Source organism: Brevibacterium sp. CS2 (genome assembly GCF_005280295.1).
GTDB classification, from domain to species: Bacteria; Actinomycetota; Actinomycetes; order Actinomycetales; family Brevibacteriaceae; genus Brevibacterium; species Brevibacterium pityocampae.
Genome location: NZ_CP040020.1, coordinates 988,270 through 1,009,507 on the forward strand (window position 1 = coordinate 988,270; position 21,238 = coordinate 1,009,507).

Annotated in this window: 18 protein-coding genes; 10 read left to right on the forward strand and 8 right to left on the reverse strand. The window is 72.7% G+C overall.

Annotated features, from left to right (window positions below; translation table 11 throughout):
* Window positions 1–10: 10 nt before the first annotated feature.
* Both FDF13_RS04300 and FDF13_RS04305 read right to left on the reverse strand, forming a co-directional pair.
* Window positions 11–952, reverse strand: coding sequence for a response regulator transcription factor (locus FDF13_RS04300; RefSeq protein ID WP_137318578.1), 942 nt, complete (start codon window positions 950–952; stop codon window positions 11–13).
* Between the two features lie 15 nt (window positions 953–967).
* Window positions 968–1,726 carry a hypothetical protein gene (locus FDF13_RS04305; protein ID WP_254668905.1) on the reverse strand — a complete coding sequence of 253 codons (759 nt, stop codon included), beginning with the start codon at window positions 1,724–1,726 and terminating at the stop codon, window positions 968–970.
* A 255-nt stretch (window positions 1,727–1,981) separates the two neighbouring features.
* On the opposite strand from FDF13_RS04305, the gene FDF13_RS04310 reads away from it, so the two are divergent.
* Window positions 1,982–2,257 (forward strand): hypothetical protein, encoded by a 276-nt coding sequence (locus FDF13_RS04310; protein WP_137318579.1) that lies wholly within the window; start codon window positions 1,982–1,984, stop codon window positions 2,255–2,257.
* A gap of 169 nt (window positions 2,258–2,426) precedes the next feature.
* On the opposite strand, the gene FDF13_RS04315 is transcribed toward FDF13_RS04310, so the two are convergent.
* From FDF13_RS04315 to FDF13_RS04325, 3 genes are all read right to left on the reverse strand, one after another.
* Entirely contained in the window at window positions 2,427–4,574 is a 2,148-nt protein-coding gene (locus tag FDF13_RS04315; protein WP_254668955.1) for a cation-translocating P-type ATPase, read from the reverse strand.
* 121 nt (window positions 4,575–4,695) lie between these two features.
* A complete protein-coding gene (locus FDF13_RS04320) occupies window positions 4,696–4,908 on the reverse strand; it encodes a cation transporter (protein ID WP_137318581.1) in 213 nt (70 codons plus the stop codon).
* 66 nt (window positions 4,909–4,974) lie between these two features.
* The gene (locus tag FDF13_RS04325; RefSeq protein WP_137318582.1) at window positions 4,975–5,292 is read right to left on the reverse strand and encodes a metal-sensitive transcriptional regulator; all 318 of its coding nucleotides are present in this window, start codon (window positions 5,290–5,292) and stop codon (window positions 4,975–4,977) included.
* 274 nt (window positions 5,293–5,566) lie between these two features.
* Here FDF13_RS04325 and FDF13_RS04330 point away from each other — a divergent pair, with 274 nt between their 5' ends.
* Both FDF13_RS04330 and FDF13_RS04335 read left to right on the forward strand, forming a co-directional pair.
* Window positions 5,567–7,756 (forward strand): sensor histidine kinase, encoded by a 2,190-nt coding sequence (locus FDF13_RS04330; RefSeq protein ID WP_137318583.1) that lies wholly within the window; start codon window positions 5,567–5,569, stop codon window positions 7,754–7,756.
* Between the two features lie 13 nt (window positions 7,757–7,769).
* Complete coding sequence (locus tag FDF13_RS04335) at window positions 7,770–8,501, forward strand: response regulator (protein WP_137318584.1); 732 nt, start codon at window positions 7,770–7,772, stop codon at window positions 8,499–8,501.
* On the opposite strand, the gene FDF13_RS04340 is transcribed toward FDF13_RS04335, so the two are convergent.
* Together FDF13_RS04340 and FDF13_RS04345 are read right to left on the reverse strand one after the other, a co-directional pair.
* Complete coding sequence (locus tag FDF13_RS04340; protein WP_137318585.1) at window positions 8,453–9,493, reverse strand: FAD-binding protein; 1,041 nt, start codon at window positions 9,491–9,493, stop codon at window positions 8,453–8,455. The two genes, FDF13_RS04335 and FDF13_RS04340, sit on opposite strands and share 49 nt — an antisense overlap.
* The gene (locus FDF13_RS04345) at window positions 9,481–10,692 is read right to left on the reverse strand and encodes an alanine racemase (protein WP_137318586.1); all 1,212 of its coding nucleotides are present in this window, start codon (window positions 10,690–10,692) and stop codon (window positions 9,481–9,483) included. The genes FDF13_RS04340 and FDF13_RS04345 overlap by 13 nt, the downstream gene beginning before the upstream one ends.
* A gap of 86 nt (window positions 10,693–10,778) precedes the next feature.
* On the opposite strand from FDF13_RS04345, the gene FDF13_RS04350 reads away from it, so the two are divergent.
* Window positions 10,779–12,461 (forward strand): succinic semialdehyde dehydrogenase, encoded by a 1,683-nt coding sequence (locus tag FDF13_RS04350; RefSeq protein ID WP_137318587.1) that lies wholly within the window; start codon window positions 10,779–10,781, stop codon window positions 12,459–12,461.
* A gap of 72 nt (window positions 12,462–12,533) precedes the next feature.
* Here the strand turns inward: FDF13_RS04350 and purB are convergent, their stop codons facing one another.
* Entirely contained in the window at window positions 12,534–13,964 is a 1,431-nt protein-coding gene (gene purB / locus FDF13_RS04355) for an adenylosuccinate lyase (protein WP_137318588.1), read from the reverse strand.
* 335 nt (window positions 13,965–14,299) lie between these two features.
* On the opposite strand from purB, the gene FDF13_RS04360 reads away from it, so the two are divergent.
* From FDF13_RS04360 to FDF13_RS04385, 6 genes are all read left to right on the forward strand, one after another.
* Window positions 14,300–14,563, forward strand: coding sequence for a hypothetical protein (locus FDF13_RS04360; RefSeq protein WP_137318589.1), 264 nt, complete (start codon window positions 14,300–14,302; stop codon window positions 14,561–14,563).
* Window positions 14,564–14,609: 46 nt separating this feature from the next.
* Complete coding sequence (locus FDF13_RS04365) at window positions 14,610–15,401, forward strand: hypothetical protein (RefSeq protein WP_137318590.1); 792 nt, start codon at window positions 14,610–14,612, stop codon at window positions 15,399–15,401.
* Complete coding sequence (locus FDF13_RS04370; RefSeq protein ID WP_137318591.1) at window positions 15,398–16,921, forward strand: hypothetical protein; 1,524 nt, start codon at window positions 15,398–15,400, stop codon at window positions 16,919–16,921. Before FDF13_RS04365 ends, FDF13_RS04370 begins: the two co-directional genes overlap by 4 nt.
* Window positions 16,922–17,316: 395 nt before the next feature.
* Window positions 17,317–18,471, forward strand: coding sequence for a pyruvate dehydrogenase (acetyl-transferring) E1 component subunit alpha (gene pdhA / locus FDF13_RS04375; protein ID WP_175406857.1), 1,155 nt, complete (start codon window positions 17,317–17,319; stop codon window positions 18,469–18,471).
* Between the two features lies 1 nt (window position 18,472).
* Window positions 18,473–19,489 (forward strand): alpha-ketoacid dehydrogenase subunit beta, encoded by a 1,017-nt coding sequence (locus FDF13_RS04380; protein WP_137318593.1) that lies wholly within the window; start codon window positions 18,473–18,475, stop codon window positions 19,487–19,489.
* Between the two features lie 123 nt (window positions 19,490–19,612).
* Window positions 19,613–21,094 carry a dihydrolipoamide acetyltransferase family protein gene (locus FDF13_RS04385; RefSeq protein WP_137318594.1) on the forward strand — a complete coding sequence of 494 codons (1,482 nt, stop codon included), beginning with the start codon at window positions 19,613–19,615 and terminating at the stop codon, window positions 21,092–21,094.
* The last annotated feature ends 144 nt before the right edge of the window (window positions 21,095–21,238 follow it).

The window sequence follows — 21,238 nt, forward strand, 5'->3', positions numbered from 1 at the left end:
GCGACTCCGGTCAGCCGGCGAACCGGTAGCCGAAACCGCGCACGGTCTCGATCATCCGGGCGCCGATCTTCTTGCGCAGCCGCTGGATGTGGACGTCGACGACGCGGGAGTCGCCCGCCCACTCGTAGCCCCACACCGTGTAGGCGATCTTCTCGCGCGAGTACACATGGCCCGGCTCCTCGGTGAGGAGCAGGAGCACGCGCAGCTCGGTGGGCGTGAGGTGGACCTCCTCGCCGTCGACCATGACGGTGAGCCGCCCGGTGTCGAGCACGAGCGAACCGAGCTGGGTGCGGTAGGGGCCGAGCTCCTCGCGCTCGGTGGGCCCGGACCGGCCCGACGGCTGCTGCTGGGCGGGGGCCTGGGCGGCGCCGGCGGTGGGCCGCTGGTGCGGGCGCGCCGGGTACCCGGCCGAGTGGCCCTCGGCGCTCCGGTGGGGCGACTGGGAGGGCGGCTCGGCCAGACCGGGGGACGGGCCGAGCACCTCGGGGATCCCGTCGGTGCCGACCGTGCCCGAGGCGCCGAGCCCGGCGGCGGGCGCGTCCGCCGCGGATCCGACCTCGTCGGGGGAGAAGCCCATGCGGCCGGTGCCGGCGGTGATGAACCGGCGCACCACCGCGCGGATGCGGGCGTTGAGCACCTGCATGTCGAAGGGCTTGGTGAGGTAGTCGTCGGCGCCGGCCTCGAGCGCCTGCACGATGTCGATCGGCTCCGAGCGGGCGGAGATGATGATGATCGGGGTGGTGGAGCGCTCGCGGATGGCACGGCAGATCGAGGCGCCGTTCATCGTCGGGAGCATGAGGTCGAGCAGCACGACGTCGGCACCGTGGGCGGCGACGAACTCGTAGCCGTCGCGGCCGTCCTCGAACGCGGACACGGTGTACCCGAACCGCTCGAGTGAGATCTGGGTGGTCTCGCGGATGACCTCGTCATCCTCGACCAGCACGATATGCATTCTTCTCCTCGCTCCTCATGCCCCGTCGTTCTGCGTGATCCGCTGCCCGGCTTCGAACCCGCCGTCGCGATGACGGTAGACCCGCACGGACCACCCGGACGGACAGCATTCGGGATCCCCCTCCCGGTACATCGACTCCTGGGCGACCAGGGTGCCGCCGCGACCCGGGGTGAGTGTCAGATCATGGCCTGAAACTATCAGGTTCACGCGGGGCCGGTCCTCGACCTGGGAGACGACGACGCCGGCGAACACCCGGTCGTCGCTCGGGGTGGATACGAGCGCGATCTGGAACTTCTGCCCGTCGGCGACGAACGGCTCGGCGAGCTCGATGCACTCGGTGCAGACGAGGAGCACCTCGTCGACCTGCGAGGCGTCGGGCTGATTGCTGATCGTCGTGTCGGCGAGGATCGCCTCCCGGATCGAGGGGAGGTCGAAGGGCTGGTCCGCCGGGCCGGCCGGCGGCGGGCTCACGGTGCTCGAGGACCGGTCCTGCGGGTTCTCGATCCGCAGTCCGGGGTCCGGGCCGCAGCCGGCGAGGAGTGCCGCGAGCGCGAGACCGAGCGCCGGCAGCGCGAGCAGGCGCCGGGGTGCCGAGGTGCGGCGGGGTGCCGAAGTGTGGCGAGGTGCGGAGGTTTGGCGGGGTGCGCAGGTGCGGGCGGTCGTCGAGGTGGGACGGTTTCCCGAGGTTCGGCGGGATCCCGAGGTTCGGCGGGATCCCGAGGTGCGGGCAGGGCGACGTGCTGCCTGTCGGGGGGATCCGGGCTGCCTCGTCACCACCTCAGTGTGCCCCGCCTCGGGCGTCCTCTCAAGGCGCGGCAGGTGCGTGTCCGGAGCACGAGGCGCCTCCCCGCTGGACCGCGGGCTGCGCGGCGGACGTCCATGCGGACGGACACCTGCTGCCATGCGTACCCATGCGTACTGCGGAGTATCCGGATCCTGCCGCGCAATTGCGCGGCAGGATCCGGATACTCCGTGGTGGCGCCCGCCGCCGGGAGGCCGGGTGCGGGGCCGAGGCGTAGAATGGAGGCCATGACCTCACCTCGGAAGCCCACTACACCCGCCGGGCAGCCGGCCAAGGCCGTCACCTACCAGCACACGATGATCTTCGGCTTCATCGCGGCGATGGTCGTGTTCGTCTCCACGGTGATCTTCACGCAGGCCTGGAAGTCGCTCACCGCGCTCGGCCTCTCGGTGCTCTACACCGCCATCACCTTCGTCGTCGTGACCACTGTGGCCGCGCTGCTCAACTGGGTCACCCGCAACGACACCCAGCACGAGAACACGGAGTTCCCCGTCCTCAAGTGAGCTCCCCGTCCCCGTGCGGACGGCCGCATGCGGGCGACCTTGAGCGGGCGGCCTCGTGGGGGCGAACTCGTGCCGGCGAGCCCATGTGTGGCGTCCTCACGTGAAGCGCTGAGACTGCGATATCTCGCGGATTCCTTCTCAGGAACCGCGAGATATCGCATTCCGGGGGTCAGCGGAAGCGGAGCAGGCGCAGGCTGTTGAGCACGACGAACACCGAGCTGAACGCCATCGCGGCCCCGGCGATCATCGGGTTGAGCAGCCCGGCCGCGGCGATCGGGATCGCGGCGGTGTTGTAGGCGAAGGCCCAGAACAGGTTGCCCTTGATGATCCCGAGCGTGCGCCGGGACAGGCGGACGGCCTGCGGGATCTGCTGCGGATCGCTGGCCACGAGCGTGATGTCCGAGGCCGCGATCGCGGCATCCGTGCCGCTGCCCATCGCCAGCCCGAGGTCCGCGCGGGCGAGCGCTGCGGCGTCGTTGACCCCGTCGCCGACCATCGCCACGACCCGGCTCTCGTCCTGCAGCCGCTCGACGACCGCGACCTTGTCCGCCGGGCGGACGTCGGCGTGGACCCGGGTGATGCCGACCTCGCGGGCCACGGCGTGCGCGGCCCCGGCGTGGTCGCCGGTGAGGAGCACGGGCTCGAGCCCGAGCTCGCGGAGCTCGCCGATCGCGGCGGCGGCGCTCGGCTTGACGGTGTCGGCGACCTCGATGCGGCCGACGTACTCCCCGTCGATCGCCGCGGCGACGAGCGTCGCGGCGGCCCCCTCGGACTCGTCGGCGACACCGGGGATCCCGGCCTCGCGGAGCAGCCCGGGGCGCCCGATGAGCAGCGTCCGGCCGTCGACCACGGCGCGGATGCCGCCGCCGGGGATGTTCTCGAAGTCGGTGACGTCGAGACGCGCGGGCTCGGCGTCCCCGGCACTCGCCGACTCCGCCGCGCGGGCGATCGCCTGGGCGATCGGGTGCTCGCTGCGGGACTCGGCGGCGCCGACCCGGGCGAGCTGCTCGGGTGCGAGATCGTGTCCGACGACCTCCATGCGGCCCTCGGTCACGGTGCCGGTCTTGTCGAGCACGATGGTGTCGACCTTGCGGGTGCTCTCCATCACCTCGGGCCCGGAGACGAGGATGCCGAGCTGCGAGCCGCGGCCCGAGGACACCGCGAGGGCGGTCGGGGTGGCGAGTCCGAGCGCGCACGGGCAGGCGATGATGAGCACGGTGAGCGCGGCATGGAGCCCGGTGGTCCAGGTGCCGCCGAGCAGCCCCCAGCCGAGCAGCGTGAGCACGGCGATGACGATGACGGCCGGCACGAACACCGCCGACACCCGGTCGGCCAGGCGCTGCACCGGCGGTTTTCCGGTCTGCGCGCGGGTGACGAGATCGGCCATCGCGGCGAGCGTGGTCTCCGCACCGACGCGGGTGGCGCGGACCTCGAGCGAGCCGGAGGTGTTGACGGTCGCCCCGGTGACGGGATCGCCCTCGGCGACCTCGACCGGCACGCTCTCGCCGCTGAGCATCGACTCGTCGATCGCGGAGTGGCCGGCGACGACGACCCCGTCGGTGGCGATCTTCTCCCCGGGCCTGACCCGGAACACGTCGCCGGTCACGAGGTCCTCGACGGGCACCTCGACCGCGGTGCGGGCAGCGCCCTCGCCCCGGAGCACGGTCGCCGAACGGGCGCCCAGGCTCAGCAGCTCGCGCAGCGCGCGCGTCGCGGTGCCCTTCGCGCGCTCCTCGGTGATCCGGCCGATGAGGAGGAACACCGTGATCGCGACGGCCGCCTCGAACCAGATGTGGTAGTCGTGCGGCAGGTGGAGGACGTGGCCGCGGGACACGGCGAGGCCGAGGGTGAAGAGCGAGTACAGGCCGGCGACGGTGATGCCGACGCTGACCAGGGTGTCCATCGTCGTCGAACCGCCGCGGGCGGCCTTGAACGCCGCCTGGTGGAACGGCCAGGCGCCCCAGGTGATGACCGGCAGGCTGAGGACCAGCACCACCCACTGCCAGCCGGGGAAGTGCCAGCCCATCACCATCGAGATCGCGATCACGGGCACGCCGAGGATCGCCGAGCCGATGAGGCGGGGACGCAGCCGCTCCGTGCCGTAGTCGACGACCTCCGGGCCGGCGCCGCCGGTGAAAGGGGCGCGGACGGTCGCGGAGTAGCCGGCGCGGGACACCGTGTCGGTGATCTGCTCATCGCTGACGTCGCCGGTGACCTCGACATGGGCGGAGTTGAGCGGCAGGTTGACGCTCGCGCTCACGCCGTCGAGCCGGTTGAGTTTCTTCTCGATCCGGGCCGAGCACGAGGCGCACGTCATCCCGGTGATGTCGAGGTCGAGCTCGCGCACCCCCACCGGGGCCGAGGTGCCGGCGGGGGTGCCCGCCGGTCCTGCGGCTCCGCCCGGTCCCGAGGTGCGCGAGGCGCTGGGGGAGGTCATGTCACTTCACCTCGTAGCCGGCCTCGTCGACCGCGGCGGCGACGGCCGCATCATCGAGCGGCTGCTCGGAGGTGATGGTGACGGGGGAGCCACCGCCGGCCACGAGGTCGACCTCGACGGCGGAGACGCCGGGCAGCGCCCCGACCTCCTCCTTCACGGCAGCGACGCAGTGTCCGCAGGTCATGCCGGTGACGGTGATCGTGGTGGTGGTCATGTGGTGCTCCTTCAGTGGTGGATGGCGGTGATTGGCGGGTGGATCCGGTGAAGCCGGCGCAGCCCCTCAGCTCTTGATGAGGCGGGCGATCGCGGCGGTGGCCTCGGCGATCTTCGCCTCGGCCGACTCGGGCGATTCCTGCGCCGCGGTCACCACGCAGTGCTGCATGTGCTCGTCGAGCAGGCGGATCGACAGGGAGTGGAGAGCGGCGGTGGCGGCGGAGACCTGGGTGAGGATGTCGATGCAGTACTTGTCGTCCTCGATCATCCGGCCGATTCCGCGCACCTGCCCCTCGATGCGTCTGACCCGTGCGAGGTGGGCGGCCTTGTCCGCGGTGTAGCCGTGCGGCGGCTGCGGCTCCGGGCGGGTCTGCGGTGTGTCCATGTCTGGATGATATACCCCTAGGGGGTATGAATCAAGAGGGTGACGGGAGGGCCGGGCGGCAGGATGTGCGGATCAGCCGGGCGGGCGGTCGGCGGCCGGAGCCCGGGTGGCGTCCGGGTGGACCCCGGTCCGGCGAGGTGAGGCGCCCGGCCCGGGGAGGTGAGGGGAACCGGGTAGCCGCCGGCCCGGGGACGTGGCGGATCCACCACGCGCATCTGCCGATCCGGCGACCCGATGGGCCCGGCCCGGGCGCGGACTGCGGCACAATGTCCCCATGAGCGCCCGTGATCTGCCCGAACCGCCTGTGCCGCAGCCGAAGCCGGAGGACGGGTCGCGTGCGCAGGTCCCCGGCGCCGCGCCTGCGGGACCGGGAGGCGAGCCGCAGCGGGATCCCGAGCGACCGCGCCGCCGGTCCGCCCGGGCCGTGCACTGGCGCCGGCCCGATCGCCGTCGCCGCCGCGGCAGGGGGCCGCTGCGCTGGTTCCGGATCGGCGTGGCCGGACAGATCCTCCGCGCGATCACCGTGATGTTCCTCGGCATCGTGCTGCTCACCACGACGATCCTCTACATCCAGCTCTCGCAGAAGAACAACGAGCACTTCCAGAGCCTCCTGGCCTCCTCCGCGGACTCGCTCGCCGCCTCCCCGGCCGTCCACGAGGCGCTGTTCGCCGACTCCGCCTTCTACTCCCCCGATGAGCAGGCCCCCGGGGCCGGCCCCGGGTGGGTCGAGGGCACGCAGGGGCGCGAGGACTTCACCGACTACCTCACCGCGGTCAAGGCCGACTACGAGCTCGATCGGCTCGCGGTGTTCTCCGCCGATGCGCTGCGCGGGGCGGAGATCGGCTCCGGGACGAGCGACCCGGGGGAGACGATCCCCGCCACCGGCGGCCCGGCGACGGAGGAGGCCGCCGCGGAGGTCCTCGCCGCGATCGATCCCGACCCCGTGCTCTCCGGGCGCACCGTCCTCCAGTTCGTCGACGGCGAGGCCGGTGGCACCCTCTACGCCGTCGCCCCCGTCTACAGCACGCCCCCGGGGGAGGAACCGGCCGCGGACGCCGAGGTCGCCGCCGTCGTCGCCACCGGGCTCCACGCCGACTCCATCCGCGCCGATTTCGCCCCCCAGGGTCGCTGGATCATCGGCAGCGGTGCGCTGACGATCCTCATGGGCACGATCGCGGTGTGGCTCGCCTCCCGCGGACTCAAACGGGTGACCGGCGACTACGGGACCCAGGAGCTCGGCGAGATGCTCGACTTCTACTCCTCCGTCCTCCAGGCGGTGAGCGAAGGGCTGCTCCTCGTCGACCGCAACCACGGCATCGTCCTCCACAACACCGAGGCCGCCGAACTCGTCGGCCTGCCCGCGGACGGGACAGGGGACCCGGTGCGGATCGCCGACCTCGAGCTGCCCGGATCGCTGCGCGAGCTGCTCGTCAGCGGCCGCTGGGCGCGCGACGAGATCCACTACACCGATGACCACGTGCTTGTCGTGAACCAGCAGCCCACTGAGCAGTCCCCGGACACCTGGGTCACCACCATGCGCGACCACACCGAGCTCCAGGAGCTGTCCGGCGAGCTCGTGTCGGTGCGGTCCTTCTCCGAGTCCCTGCGCTCGCAGACCCACGAGTACGCCAACCGGCTCCACACCATGGTGTCGCTCATCGAGATCGGTCACAGCGACCAGGCGCTCGAGTTCGCCACCCGTGAGATCGACCAGATGGACCGGCCGGCGGACAACCTGCTCGGCGGCTTCGACCACCCTGTGCTCTCGGCCCTGCTGCTCACGAAACTCTCCCAGGCCAAGGAGGCCGGCATCGACCTCGAGGTCGACACGAGCGGCCTGACCGGCGGGCTGGCGGCCGAGGACCGCGACCTCGTCACCGTGATCGGCAACCTCCTCGACAACGCCTTCGACGCGGTGTCCCGGGCCGGCACAGCACCGGAGCGCCGCCGGGTGTACCTCACGATCTCCGGAGCCGAGGAGCGCGGCTACACCGTCGAGGTCGCCGACGACGGCCCCGGCATCCCCGAGGACTCCGTGGACCAGGTGTTCGAGCGCGGCTTCTCCACCAAGCACGACGGCGTCGAGCAGGATTCGGGCGCCGGCCGCACCGAGGACGGTGCCCGCGGGGTCGGGCTGTCGCTCGTCGTGCAGGCGGTGCGCCGCCTCGGCGGGGCGATCGACGTGCGCGGCGGGCCCGACTGCGAGGGCGACCCGCTGGGCGCGGCGTTCGAGGTGTGGCTGCCCGGCACACCGCCGATCCGCCAGTCCGGCGTCCCCACGGGCAGCCTGCCGATCGTCGCGATGCCGGAGGAACCGCGGGATGCCGCAGGAGGCGCCGCGGGGTCCGGGGTGTCGCGCGATGCCGCGCCGGCCTCCGCGCCCGGGCCCGCGACGGGGTCTTCCATCGGGCCCGCGACGACGCCCGAAGCCGGCTCGCGGCCCGGATCCGAGGGAATCCATTAGGCTGGAGACGAGTATGGGAGCGCAGCACAGGCAGACCGATGATCACGGTGTCGGAGTCCTCGTCGTCGAGGACGAGAGCGTCGCCGCGAAGGCGCACGCCCAGTACGTCGATCGGCTCGAGGGATTCCACGTCGCCGGGATCGCCCGCAACGCGACGCAGGCGCTCGCCGCGCTCAGCGGCCAGATCATCGGCATGGACCCGGCGCGGATCACCCTCGTCCTCCTCGACATGAACCTGCCCGACGGCCACGGGCTGCAGCTGCTCCGCGCGATCCGCGGCAAGCACATCCCCGTCGACGTCGTCGCGGTGACCGCCGCCCGCGACATGCAGGTCGTCCAGGAGGCGCTGTCGCTGGGTGTCGTGCAGTACATCATCAAGCCCTTCACCTTCCCGGTATTCAAGTCCAAGCTCGAGGCGTACCTGGGCTACCGGGCCACGCTCGCCGCCGACTGCGACGGGGCGGAGATGACGCAGACCGAGGTCGACGCCGCGCTCGCGGCCCTCGGCGCCGCGCCGGCGAAGACGGCCCCCAAAGGGGTGCCGGAAGCGGTGCAGGAGCAGATCACCGGGGTGCTCGCCGACGGGAGCGCGATGTCCGCAGCCGAGGTCGGGGACCGGATCGGGGTCTCGCGCGTCACCGCCCGCCGGTACCTCGAGGCGCTCACCGACGCCGGAGCGCTCGACCGCCGGCCGCGCTACGGCTCCGCCGGCAGGCCGGTGCTCGAGTACCGGATCCTCGATTGAGCAGCCGCCGCACCGGCCGGTGAGCGCCCGCCGCGCCAGGCGGCCGACCACCCCGGGCGACGGCTGTCAGCGCGCGGGGGCGAACAGCGAATCCGTGTAGGCGCTGCCGAACACCGCGTGCGGGTCGAGGCGCGCCCGCAGGGTCCGGAAGTCCTCGAAGCGCGGGTAGACCGCACCTCCTCGTTCAGCAGCTGCGCGAGGCGGCGGCGGGGCCGGGCGGCGGACACCCCGGCTGGCGGCGCCTGGCCGGGGGCCACCCGCACGTTCGTCTTGACGAGCGCTCGGTCGGTGTGCGGGAACCAGTAGAACTCGAGGTGATCGCACTGCGCGGAGCGGGCGACGAAGGTCGCGAGGAGATCGTCGAAGGGCTCGGACTGCTCGCGGGCGACGACGTCGAAGCGCGGGACGCACGCGAGCTCGATCTCGGTGATGACACCGAGCACGCCGAGACTGAGGCGGGCGAGGTCGAAGACGTCGGGGTCCGCGGCTCGGGAGAGTTCGCGGCGCGCGCCGTCGGCGGTGAGGAGCGTGAGGCCGGTGACCATCCCGGCGAACCCGGTGAAGCCGCGCCCGGTGCCGTGGGTCCCGGTGGAGATCGCGCCGACGAGCGACTGCGGGTCGACGTCGCCCTGGTTGGCCAGCGCGAGGCCGTGCGGGGCGAGCAGCGCGGGGATGTCGCGCAGCCGGGTGCCCGCCCGGAAGCGCACCCGCCGGGTGGCGGCATCGACGGCGACGATCCCGCTCAGCGCGTCGAGGGAGATCATGGTCCCGGTCCCGAGTGCGACGGGGGTGAAGGAGTGCCCGGCGCCGATGACGCGGATCCGCTCCCCGCTCCCGTTCGCCGCGGCGACGACCGCGACGACCGCGACGAGCTCGGATTCGTCGGCGGGAGCATGGAACGCCGCGGGGTGGGCATGCGCGGTGCCCGACCAGGTGCTCACGCGGCGGGCGCGTCCGGTCCCGCCCGTCGGCGCACCTGTCAGTGCGCCCATCCGGAACCTCGATACGTCGACCATGAGTCGATGATCTGACCGCCGGCGACGATGTGGAATCCGGTGAGGTGCTCCGCGAGCTCCCCGGCCTTGGCGTGCCGGAGGAAGACGTGGGCGCCGAGCGGTAGCGTGTCCGCGCCCGGACCGTGGAGCGGGGTCTGCACCTCGCCGGGGCCCTCGGTGGAGCTGTAGGCGAGGCCCTCCGGCCAGGCGATCGTCGGCCGCCGGTCGTCCCCGGGCGGGCCCGAGGCGATCCAGCCCCCGCCGGCGACCGTCACCCAGCCGGGGGCCGGCCTGCGGACCACGGGGAGGGCGAAGAACGCCGCCGGCTCGTGACGGAAGCCGCGGTAGGTGTCGTAGAGGCCGGGGGAGAACAGGCCGGAGCCCGCGGTGAGCTCGGTGAGCGTGCCCTCGGCCGCGCTCGTCTCGAGCGAACCGGTGCGGCCGCCGTTGACGAACTCGAGCTCGGCGACCTCGCGGAGCGCGGCGACGACCCGGGTGCGGCGCTCGCGCAGCTCCGCGACGGACATCCGGCGCACGGTGCGCACGGCGAGCGCATGCGCACCGCGCCCGGCATCGCCGAGACCGGCGATCTGCCCCTCGTACGACATCACGCCGACGAGCCGGAGTCGCCGGTCGGCCACGATCCGCCCGGCGAGGGCGAGCGCCTCGGCGACCTCCCGCACCGGGCTTCGGCGGACGCCCAAGTGCACCCGACCGCGGGTGAATCGGTGCGCCGGACGGAGCGAGGCATCGAGGTCGAGGCACAGGCGCAGCGGCTGCGCGGCGGTCGAACCGGCGGGGCCGTGAGTGGGGGCGAGCGCTGCGAGCAGGACATCGATGCCCTCGTCCGAGTCGACCATGAGCGTGATGTGGGCGAGCGCCTCGGCGTCGGCCGCCAGCGCGCGGAGACCCTCCCGGTGGACGGTCGGATACGCGACGACGATGTCGCGGAAGCCGAGCCGGTGGAGATCGAGCGCCTCGGGCAGTGAGAAGGCGAGGATCCCGCCGTAGCCGGGGGCGGAGAGGACCCGTTCGAGGGCGTGGGGTGCGCGGAGGGATTTCGAGGCGACCCGGATCGGGAGCCCGGCGGCACGGGCGCGGAGCGCGGCGATGTTGCGATCGAAGGCATCGCGATCGATGACGCCGAACGGCCCGTCGAGATCGCCGACGGCCCTGCGCAGCTCTGCACTCACCATGGCGCCGGCCTAATCGACGGCGACCCGATTTGTTACTCATGCGTAGGGTCGGGTGATCCCGGGGGCGCGTCTGGGATCATGGGGGGATGACTGCGAAGCGCACAGCCGACACCGGCACCTCTCCTGCCGCTACCACTCCTGCCGCCTCCTCCGCGGACCACGGGTCCGCTGCCGCCTCCTCCGCGGCCTCTCCTGCAACCGCCTCGGCCGAGCACCCGGTCGCCCTGCCCGAGCGGCTGCGGGAGTTCCTCGCCGGGGATCCGCTCGCCGATGTCTCCGGCTCCGGCGCCCCGGTCGAGGTCAGGGCACCCTTCTCCGGGGAGCTGCTCGGCACCTTCGCCGGGTGCACGGCGGACGATGTCGCCGTGCGCGCCCGCGCCGCCCGGATCGCCGGCAGGGCCTGGGCGGACCGCCCGGTGCGGGAGCGCGCCGCCGTCGTGCTGCGCCTCCACACCCTCATCCGCTCCCACGAGGAGCTCGTCCTCGACGTCATCCAGGCGGAGAACGGCAAGGCGCGGCTGCACGCCTACGACGAGGTGCTCGACGCCTACAACGTGTGCCGCTACACCGGGGTGACCGCCCCGCGGGTGCTCCGGGCGCGCTCCCGGCGCGGCGCGATCCCGGGGCTGACGACCACGCGCATCGACCGGTCCGCGCTCGGTGTCGTCGGCTTCATCAGCCCCTGGAACTATCCGCTGTCGCTCGGTGCCACGGATCTTCTCGCCGCCCTCGTCGCCGGCAACGCCGTGGTCCACAAGCCCGACTCCGCGACCCCGCTGTCGAGCGTGCTCGTGCGGCGGCTCGCGATCCGGGCAGGACTCCCGGCCGACGTCTGGCAGCTCGTGCCCGGCGAGGTCGCCGAGGTCGGGGAGAGTCTGCTCGACCACGTCGACGGGCTGTCCTTCACCGGGTCCACCCGCGCGGGGCGCGGCATCGCGGCCGAGGCGGCGGCCCGGCTGCTGCCCACCGTCCTCGAGCTCGGCGGCAAGAACCCGATGATCGTGTGTGCGGACGCGGATCTCGACGCCGCGGTCGTCGGCGCGGTGCGCGGGAGCTTCAGCTCGAGCGGCCAGCTGTGCCTGTCGATGGAGCGGATCTACGTCGTGCGGCCGCTCTACGAGGAGTTCTGCACGCGCTTCGCGGCCGCGACCCGGGCTCTCACCCTGGGGGCGGCCTTCGATCACTCGGCCGAGGTCGGCACCCTGAGTTCGGCCGCGCAGCTCGATCGGGTGCAGGAGCACATCGACGATGCCGTGGCCGCCGGCGCCCGAGTGCTCGCGGGCGGCCGGGTGCGGCCCGACCTCGGCCCGTTCTTCTTCGAGCCCACGGTGCTCGTCGATGTGCCGGAGTCCGCACGGCTGTGCCGGGAGGAGACCTTCGGTCCGGTGGTGGCGGTGTCCGCGGTCGACAGTGAGGACGAGGCGGTGCTCGCGGCCAACGACACCCCCTACGGTCTCAACGCGAGCGTGTTCGCCGGCTCCCGGCGGCACGGGATGGCCGTCGCGCGGCGCCTCGAGACCGGGATGGTCAACGTCGACGAGGCGTTCGCCGCGGCCTGGGGGTCGATCGACGCTCCCTCGGGCGGGTGGAAGGACTCCGGGCTCGGGCACCGTCACGGGCCGGAGGGCCTGCTCCAGTTCACCCGCACCCGGACGATCGCCCACCAGGCTCTCGTGCCGCTCGCACCCGGCGGACGCCTCTCCCCGGCTCGCTTCCAGCAGGTGATGACCGGCGCCCTCGACGTCATGCGCGCCCTGCGGATGGGCTGATTCCGCGGGGATCCCGGGATGTCGCAGCTCCTGTGCACGGTCGCCCGGACTGCTCCGGAACCGTCGTCAGGGTCAGCCCGCGCTGCGTTCCTGCCAGGCGCGCCCCTTCGCGCGGGCGAGGTCTGCGGCCAGACCGGTGTACGTCGCCGGGGTGAGCGCTGCGAGCCGCTCCGTCTCCGGCTCCGGCAGGCCGAGCCCGCGCACGAACTCCACGAGCTCCTCGCGTCCCACCCGATGGCCGCGCGTGAGCTCCTTGAGCTTCTCGTAGGGGTTGTCCATGCCGGGCACGCCCTGCAGGTAGGCCGCGCGCATGACCGACTGGATCGCCTCGGCGAGGACCTCCCAGTTCGCGTCGAGGTCGGCGTCGAGCGCCGCGGTGTTGATCGCGAGCTTGTCGAGGCCCTTGACGAGGTTGTTGAGCGCCAGCAGCGAGTGGCCGAGCGCCACGCCGATGTTGCGCTGGGAGGTCGAGTCGGTGAGGTCGCGCTGCAGGCGGCTCGTCACCAGCGTCGAGGCCAGGGAGTCGAGGAGCGCGCACGACAGCTCGAGGTTCGCCTCGGCGTTCTCGAAGCGGATCGGGTTGACCTTGTGCGGCATCGTCGACGAGCCGGTCGCGCCCTCGACCGGGATCTGCGTGAAGTAGTTCATCGAGATGTAGGTCCACATGTCGGTGGCGAGGTTGTGGGCGATCCGGTTGAACCGCGCGACGTCGGCGTAGAGCTCCGCCTGCCAGTCGTGGGACTCGATCTGCGTGGTGAGCGGGTTGAAGGTGAGGCCGAGCCCCTCGACGAACGTCTGCGCGATCCGCGGCCAATCGGCGTCGGGGACGGTGACGGCGTGGGCGGCATAGGTGCCGGTCGCCCCGTTGATCTTGCCGAGGTACTCCGTCGCCGCGATCCGGTCGTACTGGCGGTGGAGCCGGTGGACGACCACTGCGACCTCCTTGCCCATGGTCGTCGGCGTCGCGGGCTGTCCGTGGGTGTGGGAGAGCATGGGGACGTCGGCGAGCTCGAGCGCCATCGCCGCGAGCGCGTCGATGAGGGCGGCCGCGCGGGGCAGCCACACGGTCTCCACCGCATCCTTGATGCCCACGGCGTAGGACAGGTTGTTGATGTCCTCCGAGGTGCAGCAGAAGTGGACGAGCTCGGACAGGTCCTCGGCGCCGACGTGGCTCAGCGCCTCCTTGATCGCGTACTCGACGGCCTTGACGTCGTGGACGGTGACGGCCTCGAACATCGCGAGCTGGGAGATCGTCTCCTGGTCGAAGCCGGTGACGATCGACCGCAGATGGGCGCGCTCCTCGTCGAGGAGCGCGCGGGTGCCCGGCACCACGCCGGCATCGGCCAGATGGATGAACCATTCGACCTCGACATGGATCCGATTGCGATTGAGGGCGGCCTCGGACAGGTGGTCGACGAGCGGAGCGGCATCCGCCCGATAGCGGCCGTCGAGGGGTCCGAGGGCGATGGTCGGATCGAGCTGGGCGAGAGTCACGCGAGTCATGCCCACATCTTCGCATGAGCGTCCCGGCGGTGGGAGGGGAGTCCGGCGGGCGCACCGGCGGGTGATCGAGGGGGCGAGCCGGAGCGCGCTGTGGGGTGCGACGGAGCGCGCTGAGGGGTGAGCGGATACGCCCGCGGGCCGGGTGCACGGGTGATCGGCGCACGGCCGTGCGACCGGTGCGAGCGCGGCCTGTGGACAGGGCTGCCTCCCCTGCGACCCCGGGGCGGGGATCGCGGTCTCTCCCGTGCGGTTCCCGACGGTGGACGGATCAACGTCCGTCCACAGGGAGCACCGGAGGCTCGATGGGCGGCTGCGGCCCGGTGCACGGTGAGCGCATGCTCATCGACGAACTCGAGAAGAACCGGCGCGGCTGGGAGGAGGTGGCGGACTCCCTCGCGCAGATCGCCGAACGCTGTCTGCGCGGCGGTGGAACGGACTGGGCGTCGACGTCCGCGGACAGGTTCCGGGACGAGCTCGCCGACCGCGTCACCGAGCTCCACCGGCTCCGGGAGCTCGCACTCGCCGTCGTCGACGCCTATGCGCGTCATATTCCTGCGGTGCAGGACGCCGAGCTGCCCGCCGATGCGCTCGTGCTGTGAGGAGGGGGCCTGCTGTGAGGAGGGGGATCGCCATGAGGAGGGGGTCGTGGAATCGCCTCGGGAGCATGGGCCGGACAGGCGCTGGATCCCGTTCTCCGCTGCGGAGGTGCTCGCCCTGCCGCCGGATCTGCAGGCCGGCTGGCCGGACACCCAGCGTCCCACGGCTGTGAGCTGTGCCCTGTCCGCCCGGCCCGGGCCGGGCGGACAGGGCACGTCGTCGACCGGGCCGCTGTCGGCCGGGCCGTCGGACCCCGAGCCGGCACCGACCGAGCTGTCGGCCGGGCCGACCGCGGCCTGGGTCGCGCGGGCCTCGCTCATCCTCGGCGGGGCCCCGGTGGTCGGCGGGTTCGAGCTGCTCGGTCCGGGCCTCCGGATCGTCGTGAGCGCCGGTGTGCTCCACCGCGCATGCTGCGTGGTCTGGCGCTGGACGGACGCTCACGGCCGGTCGACCCACCCCGGTGGCGGCTGCCTGCTCGGCCGGGTCGATCGGGCAGCTCGCCTGCCGGAGCTCATCGCCGAGCTCGTCCCCCGCGAGACCCCGGCGGCGGCGCTCGGCGTCCTCGGGTGCCGCGGGGTCGAACCGGAGCCGTGGACGATCGGCCGGTCGGCGTCCCCGCCCGGAAGGGGAGGGGCGGGGCCGGTGGCGCGCACGGCGGCACCCGCGCTCGGCGCGCATCCCCTCGCCGCACAGGTGCGTGACCGGGTCCGCGCCGATCTGCATCGCGCCGTTCTCGCCGCGGCCGGGGAGACCCGCGGGAGCGCGACCGGAGGGCCCGTCGGGGAGCCCGGCGTCGGTGACTCCCGTCGAGGCGGCCGGTGCGGGACGGGTCGTCGATGAGCCACGGAGTCTCCACCCACGGCGGGCCCGGCGGCACCCGCGCGCGGACCGAGGACCTCGCCGACTTCGCCGCGGAGCTGCGCGGGAACGCCGAGGAGGTCGCCGAGCTCTTCCTCCGCAGCGCCGGGAGCGAGCTCGACCCCGTGCTCGAGCTCTCCGCGGTGACGGCGCCGACGACCGCCTTCGAGGTGTCCCGGCGGAGCACGGAGTTCCTCGGCGCAGCGGCCGGGGTGTCGGGGCGGCTCGCCGGCACCGGGACCGCGCTCGGGGCGGCGGTGCTCGCCTACCGGGCGGCCGAGGACTTCGCCGCGAGTCTCTTCGACAGGGTGCTCACGGCCATGGGCAACGTCCTCGGGCACGCCGTCCGGACTGCGATCCCCCTCCTCGCCCCGGTCCTGGTCCGCGGCCTCGTCACCGTCGGCGTCGTCCTCGCGATCGCCGACCGGATCGGTCTCGACGAGCTCCTCGAGAACGCGTTCGGCATCGACCTGCCGGAGGTCACCGCGGCGGGTCTGGCCGTCCTCGGGCGAGAGCTGTTCGCCGGCTCCGACGGTGCCGCCCGGATCATCGAGCACGTGCTGCCCGGGTTCGTCGCCGGTTTCCTCGGCGTGCCGCCGGGACTCCAGGCGCAGTTCGGCGACCGGGGGCCGTGGCCGCACGATTCGCAGTCGGTCACCGAGTGGGTGATCGCCGGCGGTCGGGCGGGCGGGCTCATGCGTCGCACCGGGGTCGACGTCGCGCACACGGAGCGCTCCCCGGGCCGGCGGCCGGCCCGGGCGCCCGCCGGCCTCCCCGAGCTGTTCGCCCGCACGCTGGCCGGTCACCGCGGCAGGGACAACGGGCGGGTGCAGATCGAGCGGATCCGCGGGGCCGACGGCGCGGTGCGGTGGATCGTGTACGTGCCCGCGACGACCGACTGGTCCGCCCGCACCGGGAAGAACTCGACCGATCTCACGACCAATGTCGAGGGCGTGGCCGGGCACGACACAGCGATGCGGGAGACCGTGCGGCAGGCGGTCGCCGAGGCCGGGATCGGCGCGGACGAGGAGGTCATGCTCGTCGGATACTCCCAGGGCGGCATCACCGCGGCCTCCCTCGCGGCGGACCCCGCGTTCCGGAACTCGGTCTCCGTCACGGCCCTGCTCACCGTCGCGAGCCCGGTCTCGGATTTCGACATCCCCGACGGGATCTCGACGCTGTCGATCGAGCACGAGCAGGACCTCGTCCCCGACCTCGACGGCGGCGAGAACCCGGACCGGCCGCATTGGACGACGATCACCGTCGACCTCGACACCGACGCGCTGCGCGACGATGAGCTGTCCGCCGGGCGGACGGAGGACCAGATCGACGAGGTGCTCGCGAATCCCGGGTTCGCCCACGGCGGCGATGTCTACGCCGCGACGATCGACCGCCTCCACCGGGAGGGGGAGCCGGGCCTGCTCGCCTGGCAGGACTCCCGCGCCGGGTTCTTCTCCGGGGAGGTGGAATCGGTGCAGGACTCCGTCGGCACCCGCCGCTGAGCACGCTCGCGGCTGCGGATCCAGGCCGCTGACGAGGGGATTCACTCCGACGTCCGAGCAATTGTGGAGGAGATGACAAAACCCGATCGGACCTCGGCAGTCCTCGACAAGCGACGCCGGACGGTGCCTAGCGTGAGGCGTATCCGCGGGCACCGGCCGCGGTGCCGACGGGCCGAGGGCAGCGATGCCGCCGCGCCGCGAGGACGGGCGCCGGGAGGCGCCCGGGAAGGCGAGCCGCATAGTTTTGCAGAGTGCGATGAATCCGTTAGCGTATATCCACTATGTGAAATGCATCACCACCACGGGGCCGCCGAGCACACCCGCATCACGGCACCACAGCCGCTGGCGACCGGACGACACCCTCATCCGGGGGCCACGACATGAGGAGAACTGGTATGACATCGAACATTGCGCAGGCCCCCGACTCGAAGACGAACTCGGAGCCGAGAATGATTCAGATGCTGACCCCCGAAGGCGATCGCGTGAGCTCGGGAGAGTACGACGCCTTCGCCGCAGAACTCACCGACGACGACCTCCGGAACTTCTACCGCGACATGGTGCTCGTGCGCCGCGTCGACGCGGAGGGCAACGCCCTGCAGCGCCAGGGTCAGCTGGGCCTGTGGGCCCCGCTGCTCGGCCAGGAGGCCGCCCAGATCGGAATGGGCCGGGCCTCGCGCCCGCAGGACTTCGTCTTCCCGACCTACCGCGAGCACGGCCTCGCCTGGTGCCGCGGCGTGCAGCCGGAGACCCTGCTCGGCATGTTCCGCGGGCAGAACCACGGCGCCTGGGACCCCCAGGAGAACCGCTTCCACACCTACACGATCGTCATCGGCTCCCAGGTGCTCCACGCCACCGGGTACGCGATGGGGATCAGCCTCGACGGGGACGTCGGCACCGGTGACCTCGAGCGCGACAGCGCCACCATCGCGTGCTTCGGCGACGGCGCCACCTCGCAGGGCGACGTCTCCGAGGCCCTGACCTTCGCCGGCGCCTTCCATGCCCCCGTCCTCTTCTTCTGCCAGAACAACCAGTGGGCGATCTCCGAGCCGACGAGCGTGCAGACCACGGTGCCGCTGTTCAAGCGCGGCGAGGGCTTCGGGGTGCCGGGTGTCCGCGTCGACGGCAACGACATCATCGCGATGTACGCAGTCGCCCGCGCCTCGCTCGACAGCGTCCGCGCCGGTCACGGCCCCATGCTCATCGAGGCCTTCACCTACCGGATGGGCGCGCACACCACCGCCGACGACCCGAGCAAGTACCGCGACGCCGCTGTCACCGAGCAGTGGAAGGCCAAGGACCCGATCAGTCGGCTGCGCGCCCACCTCGAGAAGTCGGGTCTCGCCGACGACGGCTTCTTCGCCGAGGTCGACGCCGAGGCCGACACCCTGGCCGCACGCATCCGCAAGGCGTGCATGGAGATGCCCGAACCCGACCCCGCGGAGATCTTCGACTTCGCCTACGCCGGGGAGCACTCCCTCGTCGCCGAGGAGAAGGCCGCGTACCTCGACTACCTCGACTCCTTCGCCGACACGACGGACGGGGGGCGCTGACATGGCAGCAGACACCACGACGACCGAGGCCCCCGAATCCTCGCTCACCACCCTGCCGCTGTCCAAGGCGATCACCGCCGGGCTGCGCCGGGCGATGGAGGACGACGACAAGGTCGTCCTCATCGGTGAGGACATCGGGAAGCTCGGCGGCGTCTTCCGCGTCACCGAGGGCCTGCAGAAGGACTTCGGCGAGGCGCGCGTCATCGACGCCCCGCTCGCCGAATCCGGCATCGTCGGCACCTCGATCGGCATGGCGATCCGCGGCTACAAGCCCGTCATCGAGATCCAGTTCGACGCCTTCATCTACCCGGCCTACGACCAGATCGTCACCCAGCTCGCCAAGCTCCACAACCGCACGCAGGGCCACGAGCAGATGCCGCTCGTCATCCGCGTGCCCTACGGCGGCGGGATCGGCTCCCCGGAGCACCATTCGGAGAGCCCGGAGACGGTGTTCGCCCATCACGCCGGGCTGCGCCTCATCTCACCGTCGACGCCGCACGACGCCTACTGGATGATCCAGGAGGCCGTGCAGAGCCCGGACCCGGTGATGTTCTTCGAACCCAAGCGCCGCTACTGGATGCGCGGGGAGGTCGACACCGCCGAGCGCGGCCTGCCCCACGATCGGGCGCAGGTCGTGACCGAGGGGACCGACCTCACGCTCCTCGCCTACGGCCCCCTCATGCCGACGGCCAAGGACGTCGTCGCGGCCGCGGCGGAGGAGGGCACGAGCATCGAGCTCATCGACCTCCGCTCGCTGTCCCCGATCGACTTCGACACGATCGAGGCCTCGGTCCGCAGGACCGGCCGGCTCGTCGTCGCCCACGAGGCCCCGGTGTTCCTGGGCCTCGGCGCGGAGATCGCCGCTCGGATCACCGAGCGCGCGTTCTTCCACCTCGAAGCGCCCGTGCTGCGGGTGGGCGGCTTCCACACGCCCTACCCCGGCTCCAAGCTCGAGCACCACTACCTGCCCGACCTCGACCGGATCCTCGACGGCGTCGACCGCGCACTCGCCTACTGACGCCCGCCCGCCCCCGGCGCCCCGGCCCGGTGGGCGGGGCGCCGCGGGTCGGCAGCACGCTGAGCGCCGCCGGCCGCCCCGAGGATCGACCGACCACCCGACGACAGACAAGCAAGGGTACTCATGTCCAACGTTTTCCCCCTCCCCGACGTCGGCGAGGGCCTCACCGAAGCCGACATCGTGGCGTGGAAGGTCGCCGAGGGCGACACCGTCACCGTCAACCAGATCCTCGTCGAGATCGAGACCGCGAAGTCCCTCGTCGAGCTCCCCAGCCCCCAGGCGGGCACCATCGAGGCGCTCCTCGTGGGTGAGGGCGAGACCGTTGACGTCGGCACCCCGATCGTCCGCTTCGGCGGCGAGGGCTCCGACGGATCCGAGGGGGCCGGCACCGCCCCGGTCGCGGAGCCGGGTGCTCCCGCGCCGGACCAGACCGATGCCGTCCCCGCGCCGACGGAGACCGGCGACGGCACGGCCGGTCGCAACCTCGTGGGCTACGGGGTGAGGGCCGCGTCCTCCAAGCGCCGCCCGCGCAAGCAGGCGGGCTCCCCGCAGGCCGCGGCACAACCCGCACCCGAGGCGCCCGCCTCCCGGGCCGCGCCCGCCGCTGACACGGAGACCGCCCCGTCTGCCGCCCCGGCCGAGGCACAGCCGCGGACGGACGGGCCGGCCGACCCCGGTTCCTCCACTGGGCGGGTGCTCGCCAAACCGCCGGTGCGCAAGCTCGCGAAGGATCGCGGCATCGACCTCGCCGGGGTGCGGGCCACGGGCTCGCGGGGCGAGGTCACCCGCGCCGACCTGCTCGCCCACCTCGACGGAGGCTCCGAACAGGAGACCCCGGCGGGCGCCTCGACGCCGGCCGGCAGTGCGGGGGCGTCGGCTGCTGCCGGCGCCGCGGCCGCTGCTGCGCAGCCCGGCTCGGAGGAGCGCGTGCCGCTCAAGGGCGTCAACCGGATGATGGCCAAGGCGATGGTGGACTCCGCGTTCACCGCCCCGCACGTCACCGAGTTCCTCGACGTCGACGTCACCCGAACCATGGAGTTCGTCCGCCACCTCAAGTCCACGCAGCTGCTCGGCCCCGACGTCAAGGTCTCCCCGCTGCTCGTCGTGGCGCGGGCCGTGATCTGGGCGGCGCTGCGGACCCCGCGCATCAATGCCGTCCTCGACGGCGACGACGTCGTCATCAAGCACTACGTCAACCTCGGGATCGCCGCGGCCACCCCACGCGGGCTCGTCGTCCCTAACATCAAGAACGCTCACGCGCTCGGCCTCGGCGCACTCGCGCAGGAGATCGTCGGCCTCACCGCGGCCGCGCGGGCCGGCCGCTCGACCCCGGCGTCCCAGGCCGGCGGTACCATCACCATCACCAACGTCGGGGTGTTCGGGGTCGACTCCGGCACGCCGATCATCAACCCGGGCGAATCGGCGATCGTCGCCTTCGGCAGCATCCGGAAGCGTCCCTGGGTGGTCGACGACGAGATCGTCCCCCGCGAGATCACGACCCTGTCGGTGTCCGCCGACCACCGCGTCGTCGACGGGGCGGCGATCTCCCAGTTCCTCGCCGACATCGGCCGGGCGCTCGAAGAGCCCCTCGTCATGCTGTCCTGACCGGGCCCGCCGCCGCAGCGGCCGGGGCGCCGCGCCTGCGGCACCCCGGCCGCAGTGCGCTCGCAGTGCGCTCCCAGTGCGAGCGCCATGAGTTGAGCCGGGGCCGCCGAGGAGGGTGCGCGCCGGCATGCACCCTCACCGCTG

What these genes read in the sequence shown, in the direction of transcription:
- FDF13_RS04385 (WP_137318594.1), top strand. Translation starts at nt 19,613, where the DNA reads ATGTCCAACGTTTTCCCCCTCCCCGACGTCGGCGAGGGCCTCACCGAA.
- FDF13_RS04310 (WP_137318579.1), top strand. Translation starts at nt 1,982, where the DNA reads ATGACCTCACCTCGGAAGCCCACTACACCCGCCGGGCAGCCGGCCAAG.
- FDF13_RS04345 (WP_137318586.1), bottom strand. Translation starts at nt 10,692, where the DNA reads ATGGTGAGTGCAGAGCTGCGCAGGGCCGTCGGCGATCTCGACGGGCCG.
- FDF13_RS04340 (WP_137318585.1), bottom strand. Translation starts at nt 9,493, where the DNA reads ATGGGCGCACTGACAGGTGCGCCGACGGGCGGGACCGGACGCGCCCGC.
- FDF13_RS04320 (WP_137318581.1), bottom strand. Translation starts at nt 4,908, where the DNA reads ATGACCACCACCACGATCACCGTCACCGGCATGACCTGCGGACACTGC.
- FDF13_RS04350 (WP_137318587.1), top strand. Translation starts at nt 10,779, where the DNA reads ATGACTGCGAAGCGCACAGCCGACACCGGCACCTCTCCTGCCGCTACC.
- pdhA (WP_175406857.1), top strand. Translation starts at nt 17,317, where the DNA reads ATGACATCGAACATTGCGCAGGCCCCCGACTCGAAGACGAACTCGGAG.
- FDF13_RS04335 (WP_137318584.1), top strand. Translation starts at nt 7,770, where the DNA reads ATGGGAGCGCAGCACAGGCAGACCGATGATCACGGTGTCGGAGTCCTC.
- FDF13_RS04330 (WP_137318583.1), top strand. Translation starts at nt 5,567, where the DNA reads ATGAGCGCCCGTGATCTGCCCGAACCGCCTGTGCCGCAGCCGAAGCCG.
- FDF13_RS04325 (WP_137318582.1), bottom strand. Translation starts at nt 5,292, where the DNA reads ATGGACACACCGCAGACCCGCCCGGAGCCGCAGCCGCCGCACGGCTAC.
- FDF13_RS04360 (WP_137318589.1), top strand. Translation starts at nt 14,300, where the DNA reads ATGCTCATCGACGAACTCGAGAAGAACCGGCGCGGCTGGGAGGAGGTG.
- FDF13_RS04380 (WP_137318593.1), top strand. Translation starts at nt 18,473, where the DNA reads ATGGCAGCAGACACCACGACGACCGAGGCCCCCGAATCCTCGCTCACC.
- FDF13_RS04315 (WP_254668955.1), bottom strand. Translation starts at nt 4,574, where the DNA reads ATGACGTGCGCCTCGTGCTCGGCCCGGATCGAGAAGAAACTCAACCGG.
- purB (WP_137318588.1), bottom strand. Translation starts at nt 13,964, where the DNA reads ATGACTCGCGTGACTCTCGCCCAGCTCGATCCGACCATCGCCCTCGGA.
- FDF13_RS04370 (WP_137318591.1), top strand. Translation starts at nt 15,398, where the DNA reads ATGAGCCACGGAGTCTCCACCCACGGCGGGCCCGGCGGCACCCGCGCG.
- FDF13_RS04300 (WP_137318578.1), bottom strand. Translation starts at nt 952, where the DNA reads ATGCATATCGTGCTGGTCGAGGATGACGAGGTCATCCGCGAGACCACC.